The organism is Endozoicomonas sp. Mp262 (genome assembly GCF_025643335.1).
Taxonomy (GTDB): domain Bacteria; phylum Pseudomonadota; class Gammaproteobacteria; order Pseudomonadales; family Endozoicomonadaceae; genus Endonucleibacter.
In genome coordinates, this window is record NZ_CP092489.1 from 890,001 (window position 1) to 905,283 (window position 15,283).

Sequence of the window (15,283 nt, forward strand, 5' to 3'; positions counted from 1 at the left end):
TTTTGACGATAGACTTAATGCTCTTGAATCCATATTTCCATGGCACCACCAGCCTGAACGGTGCACCATTTTGATTGGGCAATACCTGACCATAGAGACCTACAGCCAATAAGGTTAGAGGATGCATAGCCTCATCCATTCTTAGCCCTTCAACATAAGGCCAATGAATAGAGCCAAACTGATTTTTTTGCCCCGGCATCTGCTCAGGATCGAACAGTGTCGTAAACTCAACAAACTTTGCCCTGGAGGTGGGATTAAACCGTTTCAACAAATCACCCAGTGAAAAGCCCACCCAGGGAATAACCATGGACCAGGCCTCCACACACCTTAGTCGGTAGATACGCTCTTCCATCGTATGGGGCTTAAGTAGATCTTCCAAAGTATAAGTGCCGGGTTTATCCACCTCACCCTCTATAACCACAGACCATGGATCTGTCTTAAAGCGCCCGGCTTTTTTAGCAGGGTCTGTTTTCCCTGCGCCAAATTCATAAAAATTATTATATCCGGCCACATCATTAAATGGTGTGAGGGGTTCTTCTATTTGATATTGGCTTTTGTTAAAGCCCTTTACCTTTTGATCAAGCCAGCCTGGTGAAGGAAACTGGCTGGAAGCTCTGTCGCCAACAACAGACTCTGTAGCAGCAGTGACTTTGCTGTCATCCGAACATCCTGACATAGCAAAACCCAAACCTGCCAATGCATAATATCCGCTTTTTTTAAGGAATTTACGTCGCTCCCTATAAACAGGCTCAGGTGTTATTTCACTGCTGAAAACGTCATGCGCTTTTCTTATTTTTATCAACATAGTTGTAACCATAAAAAACGCTGCCCTGGGGCAGCGCCTAAATCAACTTTCTATTTTTGCTTTCCTGGCCTCATTCAGCCGCCAGATAGCGGTTATTGGTCCAGAGCAGGCATAGCCCAGGAAAACCAACATTAAGACCCGGGGAGGATCCGTAAAGATGACAGCAAAGGCCAGTACAATCACCAGCATAAAGATAAAGTGCACCCGTCCCTTCAGGTCAATTTTCTTAAAACTGTGATAGCGTATATTGCTGAACATCAGCACACCGGCCATAGCAACTATCACTGCCGCCATCAGAGCAATAAAGATCGACTCACCATCAACACCGTAGTCACTGAGAGCCCAGACCATTCCCACCACCAGCGCGGCGGCAGCCGGGCTTGCCAGCCCCGTGAAATAGCGACTGTCAGTCACCTCAATCTGGGCATTGAACCGAGCCAGTCGTAAAGCACCACAGGCTGCATAGATAAAGGCAACCATCCAGCCCACTTTACCAAGATCATTCAGCGCCCAGCTATAGGCCACCATGGCCGGAGCCACCCCAAAGGTCACCATATCAGCCAGACTGTCATACTGCTCGCCAAACTTACTTTGGGTATTGGTCATTCTGGCTACCCGGCCATCAAGACCATCCAGCAGCATTGCTACAAACACGGCAATACAAGCGGAGGAGAACAGGCCAGCCTGGGCAGCAATAATGGCATAAAAGCCACAAAAGAGGTTGCCAGTGGTGAACAGATTGGGCAGAAGATAAATACCTTTACGCCTGATGGTCTGACCACCCTCATCGATTTCTTCTACATGCTCATCTACGGGAAAAAGGCCATCAACGACATTGCTGTCTTCTTCTGGCCGCTCCTTTTTATCGTCCATTACACACCAGTATTAAAACATCGATAGATTGACACTTTACCATGAAAGAAATTTAGCGGGTATGCATTGATCTGAATCGGGAAAATGAGACTTTGCTTGCAAAGGTATCATGACAGCCACAGCGTGGATAGCAGGCTTAAAGCTGGGTTTATTATTTTGATCACATGGTTATAGCTAATTCCGGAAAGGGATAATATGCTGCACATGCGGGTATGAAAGCAGCTGATAGAACAGATAATCGGATTATGGTTTCAATACAAGCTGCCGAGATTGTTTGATCGTCGTTTTAATCATCTGGATGACAAGATCTCCACCTAATCCACCCTTAATTAGTTTGGCAGCTATGCTATGTAAAATCAGTTGCTTGTGTCGAACTCAGGCCATATGCCTATCAGAGTTACCTTCAATCCAATCAATTAGTAGGTTCACATAGTCTTGCCCTGCATCTTCCGAAGAAAAGTGCGACGCATTATCAAAAATAACCAGCTTATTGTTGGGAATGTGTTTGGCTAAAAACTCCCCATTATCAACCAGCACAAAAGGATCCAGCCTCCCCCAGGTGATTAAAGTCGGCACCTGTATGCCTTTCAGATGCTGTTCAATCCATGGCAGTTCTTTTGAATAAGTCCCGAAGAAACTGATCGCACATTGATGCCCTTGTTCGTTGTAGCAAATGTCATAGTACTCTTTTATTGCACGCCTGGAGGGCTTGTAGTGGTGATACCCCTCGCTAACAGCGGTCAGGAAATTGGTTTTCATCACGGGTTTTTTATTTAAACCTTGTGCTAGCCAGCGTACAAAACGCGATTTTATTACAGCCGTCAGAATGGGCGACAACCTGGGTGGAAAGTTTCCCGGACCATCAAAGATATTCAGACTCAGGAATCGCTCTGGATGGTTAATCACAGCGGTCAGGGTAATGGGGACTCCAACATCCGGCCCAACCAGATGAGCCTGCTTGATATTGAAGTGATCCATTGTCTGGATAATCACTTCACTCAGTTGACTGGCTGACATATCAGCTTCTTCCGCTTGCGACAAACCAAACCCGGGAATATCAAAGGCCAGCACATCAAACCGGGTACTGAAGTCTTCAAATGAGGATTCCCACATACGAATGCTCTGAGGCAGGCCATTCAGTAAGAGCAGTGCAGGTGCATTGGGCCTCTCGCTGCGCAGGAAGCGAATATTGAATTTCCCTACTTTTACAAACTGTGGTGCAAACGGATCAACAGCAGGTTCTGGTTGCTCAGAAGCAAACCGGGAAAGAGCCTTGTTTAAAAGAGACCGTGTCATGTCGTTGCCTATAGCTGCACCTTCAAGTGCTTATTTTTAATATTGGTTACTATTATATACTAGGTTATTCTATTAAGTGTTACTTCACAAGAAGGCATTATTTAGTGCCTAAGTTACCTTTTGATAACCTACGGGGAATGCGCGATGGGCTCACAAGCAGGCAGTGAAAGGCGAAGTTTCAGGAACAGTGAAGATTGTCCTATCCGTGATGTGGTTGCTCAGATTGGTGATAAATGGTCGATTCTGATTCTGTTTGCACTGGTGGATGGCCCGGATCGCTTTAACTCCCTTAAATCCCGCATAGAAGGCATTTCACAGCGTATGCTGACACAAACCCTACGGGACTTACAGCGTGATGGTTTTGTTCTGCGCACTGTGTACCCACAGGTTCCCGTAAAAGTGGAATATGAATTGACCGAACTAGGGAAAGGCTTATCCGCTTCTGTTTGGAAATTAGTATCCTGGGCTGGTGACCATCACAGCGATATCCGTAACGCACGCCAGCAATATGACGAAGAAACTGGAGAGTAGATTATTTAACTGTTAGTCATATAGATGTATCAAAGATATCAACTGAAAATACGGACTATACTAATTCTGTAATTGCAAAATAGTCTGTCTCTGTTCATGCAAAATATGTACAACAAGTATCTTGTATTGCCTATGTTGTGCTTTAGTGAAAGATGGATAAAAAATAGCAGGGTATTTTACATTCTGTTATTTTTAACGGGTGTGATAAATGACTACACCTTCGGAAGGTTTCGATTTTCTGATAGCTTTCCTCACTTCGATTACTGGAGCTTACCTCATATTGCCAGTTGGTTAATGTTAACCTCTCCAACAGAGGGTATATTGTCCCTTAGTGATCATCGACAACACTTCATACAAAAATTGAAACAGTTATATCCGCCTGTGTCAGAAGAGGATGTACTTGAGTATCTTCGGCGCGTGGAAGAACATAGTGTTGAGCAATTAGATTTCACACTATTGAGTGACTTCCAGCTTATGACTCCGGTTTTGTACGCTTTTTCTTCATCAAGAAATATTATTTTTATTCACTATAAAGCAAGTGCAGTCATTAAAGGATTTCTTATCAACACTACCCTTGATTACTATCCAATTCATCAAGAACAATGGATCCATGAAAGCAACTATGAATTTCTAGACTCACCCTCTGTTATTTTTGCAAAATCAGAAAACCAATGGTTTTTTAAGGATGTAGATGATCGAGAAGATTTAAAAGAATGGCTTGATATTTTAGCAGGACAAATAGAACAACAAAATGCAACTATTAAAGAAAGCATATCATTGCCTGACATAGTGCCAAATAGCTATGCTATTAAATGCTTTTACAACCATAAGAAATCAATTCTGCAACTTGCCAAGCTAATCCCTGGCTGCCCTCAAGGTTCACCAAGAGATGATATAGATAATTTCTGCAGATATACTTTCTATTTTCTCTTGCCAAATGAAAAAACTTATCAGCGTGAACAATTTTTGCAACCACATAGCAACTCGGAGATTTATCCTGATGACAAAGAATTTATTACTTTCACATCCCTCAAGACAGAGCATGTTAACCTCACAGAGTCATGTCAAATTCCAATCCCATGTTCAAGCAATGATTTTTCAAAAAGAACCGATCTTCCGATACCTGATCTGTCAACAAGTTCAGAAGAAATGATTCGTTATATGCAACGCAAACCGGCCATTACCATGATTCCAGACAGACATATGGTTGATCCTCTCCCCCATTCTCCTGCACAGCCGCCTGCTCCCTCTACCAGGAAAAGAAAAAGGAGTACGGATAGCGATACCCTTGATACTTTTGGAAAAAGAATACGCCATAGACATGGTAAAAATGAAGCGGTATATGACCAAACCGACCAGATACGACAGCATGAGGATACAAAAAAATATCTTTCTGAAAATCACCCAAATCTCTACAATACGCTAAAAGAAATAGAACAACTTCTTGAGAATCCATCCATAGAAGATAACGATGAAACTGGTAGTTTTGAAGAAAAACTGCAAGAGTATATTTACAAGGCACTTCATGCCTATCAGACGATGATGCGAGAGGATAAAAACCTACAGAGAACTGCCGCTGTACCTGAAATGACTGATAGCTACATTAACTTTTTATTAGAGCACCCTCTTTGCAAGTTCTATTATATGAGCGCTGACAGGCATCCCATTTTATGGCATGATGTAATTAACTATCTCAATAGTTTAAGCAATACAAAGGGATGGGGCGTAGAATTCACTGCCCATCCTCAACCCAATAATACACTTAATTTGATATACAAAGAAATTAACGCCCTATTAAACGAGAACGAGAACGAGAACTTAAACAAAACTCTATTAAGCCGACTTGATAGCACTAAAGAAGAATTAATCAAGCAATTAAAAAAAAGTCAGCCATTATCATTAGCTAGTGATAACCATATAAAACAAATACGCGCAATATTATTAAAACATAAAAGAAAAATATTAAGTATTGAGCAAGAAGATACAAGTGAGTCTGTAGTCGCATACAAAATAATAAAACAGCTTTTTGAGAGATTTGACAAACCGGATACTACCTTAAAAAAACGCCTCTCATCCCAAGATACAACCCCTCGCTGGTTTTATAGGGATTATGTTGATATGGCAAATTATCTACTAGGTGGAAACTGGTTTGATCTCATATCTATACAATGGCTGCCTGCCACCCAAGTACGCTTAATACAATCCTCAAAGCGGGTTATTCTGGAAATGACATCATATGAAAACGAGCGAGTTCGATTCAAGCCAACCCAAGCTGCACTTGCTCTTTTTACAAAAAAAATAAACCTATCTGCCTTGTTGAAAGTACCCTGTTTCAAAAGACTCCTCTGCATTGAATCAGGTATTGATGAGCTAAGGAAAAGTCTTGAAGTGGATCACACTTTTGTCTGCTCTTCGGGCAGCCTCATGGACTTGCACGCTGTATTTTTCAATGCCAGTGATACACTGCAACCACTATCAGAAGAAGAAATACAAGAGATTGAGCGATCTGATCATCTTATGGAAACAACCCCTTTAGACAGCGTTACCGAAGAAAGAGATTCTGTAGAAATTGGTGGAGAAACCATTGACTTTAGTCTGTTATAAACAGTCAGCTGGATTCAAACAATAAGCGCAATCATCGTAGCAGATTTAGGCCGCCTTCAAGCACAACAATAGCCTTTAGAGAGTATAATCAAATAATCCTCCGGCTATGCCGAAGATCAGTTAACTTTATTATTTTTTCTTTTTTATTATCTACCCCCCCAAACTCTTCATCATAAGGATATAATAGTACGCAACCGGTAAAGCATATTTATTTCACCAACTACATATGATTAAAAACCCGAATACTATTGCTTAGTTTATTACAAAGTCATATGGCTCATAGCTTTTTTAAAAACACTTCTAGCCATTGATAATCAGATAAAACAGGTACATTTATCAATTCATTAGTTGAAAATGAAGTTGGTTGTTGTGATTGGATTTTCAAATATTTATCCTGATATAAAAATGGTTTACGATTTCTATTCAAATTCATAAGCTGGCTTACTTTTACCTGAAACCCCTCTGCTGTACTCTTTATACTAATATCATCCAGCAAAGCCTCTTTATCAACTTTACCCATAAATGCCACTTTTATTTTCTCTGGTGTTCTTTCAAAAATACTAATAACTTTTAATCCTTGCTCGCTTTCAAATTTCTGATAACATTCAGGAACCTTACCATTTCCCAAAAGTTTGACCTTTAGTGTTTTTTCTTTTCCACAAACAAGAGCCTCGGACTCTAATTCGCTTTCGATAGCATCATCATAGAAGTCATGTGGCTGCATTTGATATATTGACTGAGAAAAGCGAAATACAGGGGACGGTGTTACTATAATCGGACCAATTGAGGTAATATAACATTGCGGTTCAGGAAAATACCAGCAAGGTTTAGCGCAGTGGAATTTAAAATTCAAAAGCAACATCATTATTCTGTTATCAGATGTTTTTTCTTCTGATAGATTTAGTTGTAAGTGATCATCTTCTTTACATGCTGATACAGTAAATTCCTTATCACTAGTATAAAGTTTATGACTTACCATTTGCTGTTGACTTGAGAAGTCTTTTTCATCAAAAGGCGCTGACATTTGATTAAATGTTACTTCTATCTTTTTTATATTACAAAAGGATACGTTATGAATCACAATACCTTTTATTAATCCTTGATAGCAGGTTGCGGTATCAAAGTTCCAGGTGTTTCTACGACTATCTCTAATTGTCAAATACCTGCCTATAGAACTTGTCGGAATGGGGTTGGCCGTTTCAAGTTGCTGCAAAATAACAACCTGTTTTTCAGGTATAGTTACAAGAGCATAATCGGGGGTAGTTTTTTCATGTTCCGGGTGACCTAGCACCAAGCATTCAGGCTTGGTCAATGACATATTTTCTATGTCCTTTACGATAGAAAACTCTATTTCTCCAAGGCTTGAGTGTTCTTTATAACAAACTAATACTCCAAATGGTTCATCTTTATTTATCGTCAATAATAGAGAGGCATCCAAGAAAGAGCTGTATAAAAAATAAGTAAAATAAAGTATTCCTTTTAAAAAAACATTACACATATCTTTCTATATCCAATGTACCGAAACGTAAGCGGTTGCTGGAGGTAGATTTCTTACCTCCAATAAATATAGTTCAAGCCGCTCTTTTCGCTTCTTACTTAATTTAAAAACAGGGGAAGCCATAAGCCTGAATCCGTGATTTCTTGATTTGCCCGGCAGTTTTGAAAATGTGCTGATTAATTTTTTCCTTTGAAAATAACTCGGGTTATTGATTGAAGTGTTTTTATGTCGTTTTTAAGCATAAATGCTGATCAAAATATCATCAAACTTGAAGACAGGTTGAAAGAAGCCCTACCGTTATCAATACAGTACTTTCTCATTTATGGCATTTTTTTCTATCTCGCTATTCAATCAACAAAGTGCATGCTGGCTTATTAATTGATGGAAAGACCTGAAACCAGGACAGTAACGACCAAAGCGTAGCCGGTATTGATGTCCTTTTTTCAGAAGACGGGCAGCCAGGTAGATGAGTTCCTGTATCACGGTTTTTAACCGGCGTCGTTTGGCTTTATGACGTACCGGCGCATCTGGCCCGAGCAAGCAACTCTGCCCCATGTAGCGCAGAATGTTATAGACCAGTGCACCCAAACACATCACCAGGTCGTTGGTGTCAAACTTGCCTGAAGGCAGGCGCTCTAAATCCATATCAGTCTTCAACTCACTGTGAAACTGCTCGCTGGTCGCATGATCCTCATAAAGATTAATGATCTGATCATCGCTGTAGTCAGCTTCGCTGAGTGTTGTCCACCATCCTTCCAGCTCATAATCGGGTGTCAGAAATCTCTGCCCTACAGTATCAGTGGTACGCTTGATAATGCGAATAATCAGACGCTGGTTACCATAGTTGGTTTCATAGACGGTTGAGAGTGTCGCATAACTCTTTCCTGGACGCGACTCCTCCCATTTGACTTGCTTTTCTTCAAAAATGGGGAGCCAGTGTTCCTTGGTGTGATACTTTCTTGGGTTGAGCTTGATAATGTGATTCACACCTTTGAACCCGGCGATTTCCCGGCGCGATTCCTCAGCATCGTGGCCACTATCAAGGCGAACCAGAATAGGCGCTCGGGTCAAACGTCGGCTGCGGTGCAGCACTGCTTGTAAAAAGCCAATAAAATCATTCTGGGAGTGCTGAGAGCCTGGGCGTAATTCACATCCCAGGCACCAGCCTTCGCAGCCAAAGTAAGCGGCAATAGGGGCATAACCAAAGAATTTTTTATACGTGTACTCGACCCCCTCCTTTTTGGTATTGCTGTTATCCATAGGGAATACGTCGATATCCAGTGGTATGTGCTGCTTCTTATCGAGTTTTTTCGGAAGGGGTGTGACGGGCACCTGAAGATTAACCAGGACATCGGTAAGGCTGTCCTCGATGAAAGGAATCAGTTGGGCGGCATCTTCATTGAAACGCTGTCTTAAGCGGCTGGCTGAAGGCATTTGTTTAATGCCCATTGCCAACCGGAACCAGTCGTTATCCCGGTTATTATCAACATTATCAAAATCACTTTTACCCTGAGCCAGTTGGCCGCAGTAAGCTCTGATCAGGTCGATATGAGTGATACGGTGCCTTTTTTTTATTTTGCGCAGGGATTTGCTTAACGCTGTCTTTTTGTTGAGTGCATGACCAACGAAATAAAGCCCTGCGACCGGTGTATAAAATTCCGTCTGTGATTGTTCAATTTTCAGTTTCACAAAAATGCACCCAGGTGGTGAAAATTAGAGTGGGTGCATTTTAACTTGGAACTTACGTTTTGTGGTTGATCCAGAGGAGTTGGGCTACAGTGAACTCACGGATTCAGGATAAGGATCAGTGAGGCTTTCAAATAGTGCGACTTTATCTAAATCGGCACAAATGCCATAGTGGCCAAGCCCTGAACCACTCGATTTATGGTTCGGTTGGTTTTTTGGGCCACCAGCGTAGCCATCATATCCTGACGAGCAATGAGTTTGCCAAATAGTCGCTCAAAGCTCAGATTGATGGCACCCGAGGTAGCGTTGGTGAGCAAATACAAGCCACCTTTTTCGTCCCGTCGCTGGTTGAGCCGCCAGATCAGTACTTCGATATTTCTTGCGCTATTGTATAGTTTTTGTTGATCTAGCTTACTGGTAATAAAAAACTCACGCTGATTATCATAGGCATCATCCAGCATGGTTGTTAAACCCACCATCAAGGCAAAAACCCTATCTCCCTCAAACTCCGGATCAAAGGCTAACAGCATGGCATCAACACTGCGCTGATAACCTAACTCCTCAAAGGCAAAGGTGGAGGCTGTCAGGAAAAGCTGCTGTTGACGGTCTTCAAGGGATTGACCCGGTATTTTTCTGAGTTCTCTGGGGTTACGGCTATAGAGCTTTACGGTTAATTCCTGAAGCAGGTTTTCTATGGCCAGGATATTGGCATCAGCAACCATATCAATATCTGTTTTGGCCAGGCTTTGAACATCAAACTCTGTGGCGCTGCGACAGCCCGTCAAGAATAGAGCACTGACTAAAAGACCCACTAAACCGGTCAACGAAGGTAACTTTAGTTTTTTTATTAATAGGGTAACCATCTCCTACCCTCATACCCTTGAGCCAACAATGATTACTATTGTAATAACACCTATTACAGAAAAAATACATCAACCTCATCACTGCACGGAGCCTGATTCCCCTACTATTTTTTCAGGTTAATGATTTTTTATTCAAAACCAGACCATTTATGTCATTAAAAACACCCAAGTATACCGCTCTCTATGTACCTGATACTTATAGAGACCTGGGTAATAAAGTTTATAAAATATGCCTAAATCTTATAAAGAATGGTCATCAGGTAAATATGTCGGAAATATTCCAATCAGAGAGGAGGTGCAGCCTTAAGCTCATACTATGGGCAACCCTGTTTCTCCCCCCGGTAGCAGCGCTGCTGCTATTAACCCCCCTGAACCAGGCACTGTTTATGTGGCTGAACAGCCACCTGGTGCAATGGCTGGGTGAATCATTCTGGGCTGTGTTTACCAATCTGGGAGACGGTTTTTTCCTCTTCCCGCTGGCCATGGTTCTGGTCATAAAAAACCCCAAGCGTCAGCTGGCGATGATTATTACCATTATTCTGGCCGCCCTGGCCCTGAATATTTCCAAAAGCATTGTGGATGCAGCACGGCCCTTTGCTGTGCTGGGTGATGCGGTATCTGTAGTAGGGCCAGAGCTTAAAAGCCATAGCACCCCTTCCGGACACAGCGGCACTGTATTCCTGTTGGCGGGGCTTGGCCTGATTTACCTTGGAAAACGTGGCGCAACCATTGCTGCCACTATTGCCATTTTGACCGGGATATCCCGGGTAGCCGTTGGTGCTCACTGGCCAGCCGATGTTGTTCTGGGCGCATGGATAGGGCTACTCTGTTCCGCATTAGGCGCCTTGGCAGCACACAGGTTAGAAGCTGGCATTAAGACCAGGGCATTCTTTATACTGCTGGGCTGTGTTGCTATTTGTGTACTGCCAACCTATGACAATGGCTTTCAGGATATCCTCTCGGTAAGAATACTCCAGTACAGCCTTGCCCTGGCCGCCCTGGTACTCACAGTGTCCGAGTCCATAAGCTTTGCCAGGGACCTCTCTGCTAAACGCACGCAGCAAAATGCTCCCGGGCGTTCCAATATAGTCTCTGGAGATTGACGGGAGATTTCGTGTCTAAATTGAGTAATACCATCACTGCCTCACTTCAGGATAAATACGGGTGGCTGATAAAAAGGCTACTGAAATTTGGCTTGGTGGGTGCCAGTGGTTTTCTGGTTGATATGGGGGTTTACACCCTATTATCCCTTGCTCTGGGCATTCCACACCTGGTAGCCCGGGGCAGTTCTTACTGGGTTTCTGCCAGCTGGAACTGGTTCTGGAACAGAAACTTTACCTTTTCCAGTGTAGAGAAAACCAAAAAGCTGCCCCAGTGGGGCAAATATCTGGGTATGTGTATAATTAGCTTTGTTCCGAATTGGGGTACCTATTATCTCTTAACCACCTGGATACCCTTCTTTTCCGACTATAAGCAACTGGCATTAATTGCCGGTGTAGGTTTAGGCATGCTGTTTAATTTTACCATTGCCTCTCTGTTTGTTTTTTCCAGTAAGAAAGATGCTGTTATGGCTGGGGAGCACTGAATGAAAGTCGATACCATGCGGGCAATCGACAGATACGTTGGCATTCCACTCTGCTTTGCCGTGAGCTGGGCATTCAGGATTAAGGAAAAACTGTTTCGTCCCAAAGCCCAAAAGCCTAAAAAAGTGCTTTTTGTTGAGCTGTCAGAAATGGGGAGTGCTATTTTAGCGGATCCGGCAATGCGCTGGCTGAAAGAACAGGGCTGTGAACTGCATTTTGTCATTTTCAAATCCAATGCGGTTAGCCTGGATCTGCTCAAAACCATTCCTTCTGACAATATCTACACGATCCGGTCTGACAGTTTTGTCACACTGACCACCGACACCTTAAACTTTCTTAAATGGTGCCGGAAAAAAGGCATTGATACCGTCATCGACCTTGAGCTGTTCTCTCGGGTAACATCACTGATGAGCCGACTGTCCGGTGCAGTGAACCGTGTTGGCTATGACGGGGTTCATGAAGAAGGACTCTACCGGGGCAACCACCTGACCCACCCGGTGATGTATAACCCCCACATGCACATTTCCAGAAACTTTATGGCCCTGGTAAGAGCGGCACTGCAACCCGCAGGAGAGCCTTACCAGCGTCAGTTAATCACCCAGGATGAAATTGATCTGGCTCGTGCAGAGGTTTCTGAAAAAGATCAACAGAAGGTTATTGAAAAAATCCGCTCGCTGTATCCCGAGTTTCAACCGGGGAAACAGCGCTTGATGCTTGTAAACCCCAATGCCAGTGACTTGCTTCCCCAAAGGCGCTGGATGGCAGACCGCTTTGCGGAAGTGATTCGCACGGTACTGGCCGATTATCCCGATGTTCTGGTTGTTATTACCGGTGCTCCGGCAGAAAGGGAGGGTGCGGAAAGCCTTAAAGCTGCCGTCAATAATCATCGCTGCCTGAACTCCGCAGGCGTATTTCTGTTTAACGAACTGGTGCCTTTGTACTCCATTTCAGCACTCATGGTATCCAATGACTCAGGGCCACCTCACTTCGCTTCGGTGACAGACCTTCCAACCTATGTCATCTTTGGGCCGGAAACCCCAAGCCTTTACGGCGCACTGGGCCATTCGACCCCTATTTATGCAGGCCTGGCCTGTTCACCTTGCGTTAGCGCTGGCAACCATCGAAAAACCAGCTGCACCGACAACCAGTGCCTGAAGGCCATATACCCGGAGCAGGTACTCAACGCCATCAGACCTGCCCTGGACCCTGTCATTGTTAAAACGCCTGTGCAGAGCTTAGAGGCTGATTTACAAAAAGCACAGAAGGCCAAGACAGAGGAAGTCAGCTAATGCTTATTGGGGAATAGAATATAGCGTTCTATTCCCCATCTTTCCCATCAATGATTAATTGATTTCCAGATTTTGCCCAGCACCAGGCTTTGGCGCTTCCACCCAGGGATAATGCGAACTATTCATCAATGACTGCTTTACTTCCGGCAACAAAGCGTCAAACAGCTCGGCTGTATGCTTTTCAATCTGGTTAATTTTTTTATTGACCCTGCGTGCCACTCTTTTGCGTAGTTTTTCTACAGGTTCACCCAAAAGTCCCCCCGCAAGGTCACCCACAATACCACCGAGAAAAGCACCACCTAACCCTGCAACACCACCACCAATAACAAATCCTGCTAATAAGCCAACAATACTGGTGTCTTCATCACCTATCCGATGCTTAATACCCAAGTTTAAATCTATAGCTGTTATAAGCTGCCGAAGCCAGGGCTTATAACCTTCAGATAAAACAATTATTGAGTTATCCAACTGATCAACCAGCTGCTCAATATGCTTTTTAATAATCAGGTTGGCTTCTCCGGGGAACTCCTTTTGCAAACCTGAGCTGGTGTAGTGATTATCTAATGCACTGGTTATCTGCTGGTTCATTGAAGCCAAAAGATGATTTTTATGCTCTAACCTGAATCCGTGAGTTCACTGTAGCCCAACTCCTCTGGATCAACCACAAAACGTAAGTTCCAAGTTAAAATGCACCCACTCTAATTTTCACCACCTGGGTGCATTTTTGTGAAACTGAAAATTGAACAATCACAGACGGAATTTTATACACCGGTCGCAGGGCTTTATTTCGTTGGTCATGCACTCAACAAAAAGACAGCGTTAAGCAAATCCCTGCGCAAAATAAAAAAAAGGCACCGTATCACTCATATCGACCTGATCAGAGCTTACTGCGGCCAACTGGCTCAGGGTAAAAGTGATTTTGATAATGTTGATAATAACCGGGATAACGACTGGTTCCGGTTGGCAATGGGCATTAAACAAATGCCTTCAGCCAGCCGCTTAAGACAGCGTTTCAATGAAGATGCCGCCCAACTGATTCCTTTCATCGAGGACAGCCTTACCGATGTCCTGGTTAATCTTCAGGTGCCCGTCACACCCCTTCCGAAAAAACTCGATAAGAAGCAGCACATACCACTGGATATCGACGTATTCCCTATGGATAACAGCAATACCAAAAAGGAGGGGGTCGAGTACACGTATAAAAAATTCTTTGGTTATGCCCCTATTGCCGCTTACTTTGGCTGCGAAGGCTGGTGCCTGGGATGTGAATTACGCCCAGGCTCTCAGCACTCCCAGAATGATTTTATTGGCTTTTTACAAGCAGTGCTGCACCGCAGCCGACGTTTGACCCGAGCGCCTATTCTGGTTCGCCTTGATAGTGGCCACGATGCTGAGGAATCGCGCCGGGAAATCGCCGGGTTCAAAGGTGTGAATCACATTATCAAGCTCAACCCAAGAAAGTATCACACCAAGGAACACTGGCTCCCCATTTTTGAAGAAAAGCAAGTCAAATGGGAGGAGTCGCGTCCAGGAAAGAGTTATGCGACACTCTCAACCGTCTATGAAACCAACTATGGTAACCAGCGTCTGATTATTCGCATTATCAAGCGTACCACTGATACTGTAGGGCAGAGATTTCTGACACCCGATTATGAGCTGGAAGGATGGTGGACAACACTCAGCGAAGCTGACTACAGCGATGATCAGATCATTAATCTTTATGAGGATCATGCGACCAGCGAGCAGTTTCACAGTGAGTTGAAGACTGATATGGATTTAGAGCGCCTGCCTTCAGGCAAGTTTGACACCAACGACCTGGTGATGTGTTTGGGTGCACTGGTCTATAACATTCTGCGCTACATGGGGCAGAGTTGCTTGCTCGGGCCAGATGCGCCGGTACGTCATAAAGCCAAACGACGCCGGTTAAAAACCGTGATACAGGAACTCATCTACCTGGCTGCCCGTCTTCTGAAAAAAGGACATCAATACCGGCTACGCTTTGGTCGTTACTGTCCTGGTTTCAGGTCTTTCCATCAATTAATAAGCCAGCATGCACTTTGTTGATTGAATAGCGAGATAGAAAAAAATGCCATAAATGAGAAAGTACTGTATTGATAACGGTAGGGCTTCTTTCAACCTGTCTTCAAGTTTGATGATATTTTGATCAGCATTTATGCTTAAAAACGACATAAAAACACTTCAATCAATAACCCGAGTTATTTTCAAAGGAAAAAATTAATCAGCACATTTTCAAA

At 43.5% G+C, this 15,283-nt stretch carries 13 protein-coding genes (1 of these 13 running past the window's edge); 6 read left to right on the plus strand and 7 right to left on the minus strand.

All coding sequences use genetic code 11. The annotated features are described in order from the left end of the window. The 3 genes from msrP to MJ595_RS03895 form a co-directional block, all read right to left on the minus strand. A protein-coding gene (gene msrP, locus MJ595_RS03885; RefSeq protein WP_263081204.1) for a protein-methionine-sulfoxide reductase catalytic subunit MsrP crosses the window boundary here: on the minus strand, window positions 1-805 show its 5' portion. Its footprint begins 236 nt before the window's first position; only the first 805 of its 1,041 coding nucleotides appear in the window; its start codon is at window positions 803-805; the stop codon falls past the left edge of the window. Window positions 806-847: 42 nt separating this feature from the next. Next, window positions 848-1,678: a CDP-diacylglycerol--serine O-phosphatidyltransferase gene (gene pssA, locus MJ595_RS03890; RefSeq protein WP_263081205.1), complete on the minus strand. Its 831-nt coding sequence runs from the start codon at window positions 1,676-1,678 to the stop codon at window positions 848-850. A 375-nt stretch (window positions 1,679-2,053) separates the two neighbouring features. Beyond that, complete coding sequence (locus tag MJ595_RS03895) at window positions 2,054-2,974, minus strand: alpha/beta hydrolase (RefSeq protein WP_263081206.1); 921 nt, start codon at window positions 2,972-2,974, stop codon at window positions 2,054-2,056. 144 nt (window positions 2,975-3,118) lie between these two features. On the opposite strand from MJ595_RS03895, the gene MJ595_RS03900 reads away from it, so the two are divergent. After that, window positions 3,119-3,505 carry a helix-turn-helix transcriptional regulator gene (locus MJ595_RS03900; RefSeq protein WP_263081207.1) on the plus strand — a complete coding sequence of 129 codons (387 nt, stop codon included), beginning with the start codon at window positions 3,119-3,121 and terminating at the stop codon, window positions 3,503-3,505. 381 nt (window positions 3,506-3,886) lie between these two features. Further along, entirely contained in the window at window positions 3,887-6,109 is a 2,223-nt protein-coding gene (locus MJ595_RS03905; RefSeq protein ID WP_263081208.1) for a hypothetical protein, read from the plus strand. A 277-nt stretch (window positions 6,110-6,386) separates the two neighbouring features. Here MJ595_RS03905 and MJ595_RS03910 read toward each other — a convergent pair whose 3' ends face one another. From MJ595_RS03910 to MJ595_RS03920, 3 genes are all read right to left on the minus strand, one after another. After that, complete coding sequence (locus MJ595_RS03910) at window positions 6,387-7,607, minus strand: hypothetical protein (RefSeq protein WP_263081209.1); 1,221 nt, start codon at window positions 7,605-7,607, stop codon at window positions 6,387-6,389. 351 nt (window positions 7,608-7,958) lie between these two features. After that, entirely contained in the window at window positions 7,959-9,296 is a 1,338-nt protein-coding gene (locus tag MJ595_RS03915; RefSeq protein ID WP_263078015.1) for an IS1380 family transposase, read from the minus strand. A 146-nt stretch (window positions 9,297-9,442) separates the two neighbouring features. Continuing rightward, the gene (locus MJ595_RS03920; protein ID WP_263081210.1) at window positions 9,443-10,156 is read right to left on the minus strand and encodes a hypothetical protein; all 714 of its coding nucleotides are present in this window, start codon (window positions 10,154-10,156) and stop codon (window positions 9,443-9,445) included. 266 nt (window positions 10,157-10,422) lie between these two features. On the opposite strand from MJ595_RS03920, the gene MJ595_RS03925 reads away from it, so the two are divergent. Genes MJ595_RS03925 through MJ595_RS03935 form a run of 3 tightly spaced genes read left to right on the plus strand, consistent with a single transcriptional unit; the run spans window position 10,423 to window position 13,028 of the window. After that, window positions 10,423-11,259, plus strand: coding sequence for a phosphatase PAP2 family protein (locus tag MJ595_RS03925; RefSeq protein ID WP_263081211.1), 837 nt, complete (start codon window positions 10,423-10,425; stop codon window positions 11,257-11,259). A gap of 11 nt (window positions 11,260-11,270) precedes the next feature. Next, window positions 11,271-11,741 carry a GtrA family protein gene (locus tag MJ595_RS03930; protein ID WP_263081212.1) on the plus strand — a complete coding sequence of 157 codons (471 nt, stop codon included), beginning with the start codon at window positions 11,271-11,273 and terminating at the stop codon, window positions 11,739-11,741. After that, on the plus strand, window positions 11,742-13,028 hold the full coding sequence (locus tag MJ595_RS03935) for a glycosyltransferase family 9 protein (protein ID WP_263081213.1): 1,287 nt from the start codon (window positions 11,742-11,744) through the stop codon (window positions 13,026-13,028). 54 nt (window positions 13,029-13,082) lie between these two features. On the opposite strand, the gene MJ595_RS03940 is transcribed toward MJ595_RS03935, so the two are convergent. Continuing rightward, window positions 13,083-13,625 carry a hypothetical protein gene (locus tag MJ595_RS03940; RefSeq protein ID WP_263081214.1) on the minus strand — a complete coding sequence of 181 codons (543 nt, stop codon included), beginning with the start codon at window positions 13,623-13,625 and terminating at the stop codon, window positions 13,083-13,085. Between the two features lie 129 nt (window positions 13,626-13,754). Between MJ595_RS03940 and MJ595_RS03945 the strand changes: the two genes are divergently transcribed. Next, window positions 13,755-15,092 carry an IS1380 family transposase gene (locus MJ595_RS03945; RefSeq protein ID WP_263078015.1) on the plus strand — a complete coding sequence of 446 codons (1,338 nt, stop codon included), beginning with the start codon at window positions 13,755-13,757 and terminating at the stop codon, window positions 15,090-15,092. Window positions 15,093-15,283 lie beyond the last annotated feature (191 nt).

Bases quoted from the DNA above. Each gene is read 5' to 3' on its own strand.
- pssA (WP_263081205.1), bottom strand. From the start codon at position 1,678: ATGGACGATAAAAAGGAGCGGCCAGAAGAAGACAGCAATGTCGTTGAT.
- MJ595_RS03895 (WP_263081206.1), bottom strand. From the start codon at position 2,974: ATGACACGGTCTCTTTTAAACAAGGCTCTTTCCCGGTTTGCTTCTGAG.
- MJ595_RS03900 (WP_263081207.1), top strand. From the start codon at position 3,119: ATGGGCTCACAAGCAGGCAGTGAAAGGCGAAGTTTCAGGAACAGTGAA.
- MJ595_RS03910 (WP_263081209.1), bottom strand. From the start codon at position 7,607: ATGTGTAATGTTTTTTTAAAAGGAATACTTTATTTTACTTATTTTTTA.
- MJ595_RS03920 (WP_263081210.1), bottom strand. From the start codon at position 10,156: ATGGTTACCCTATTAATAAAAAAACTAAAGTTACCTTCGTTGACCGGT.
- MJ595_RS03925 (WP_263081211.1), top strand. From the start codon at position 10,423: ATGTCGGAAATATTCCAATCAGAGAGGAGGTGCAGCCTTAAGCTCATA.
- MJ595_RS03935 (WP_263081213.1), top strand. From the start codon at position 11,742: ATGAAAGTCGATACCATGCGGGCAATCGACAGATACGTTGGCATTCCA.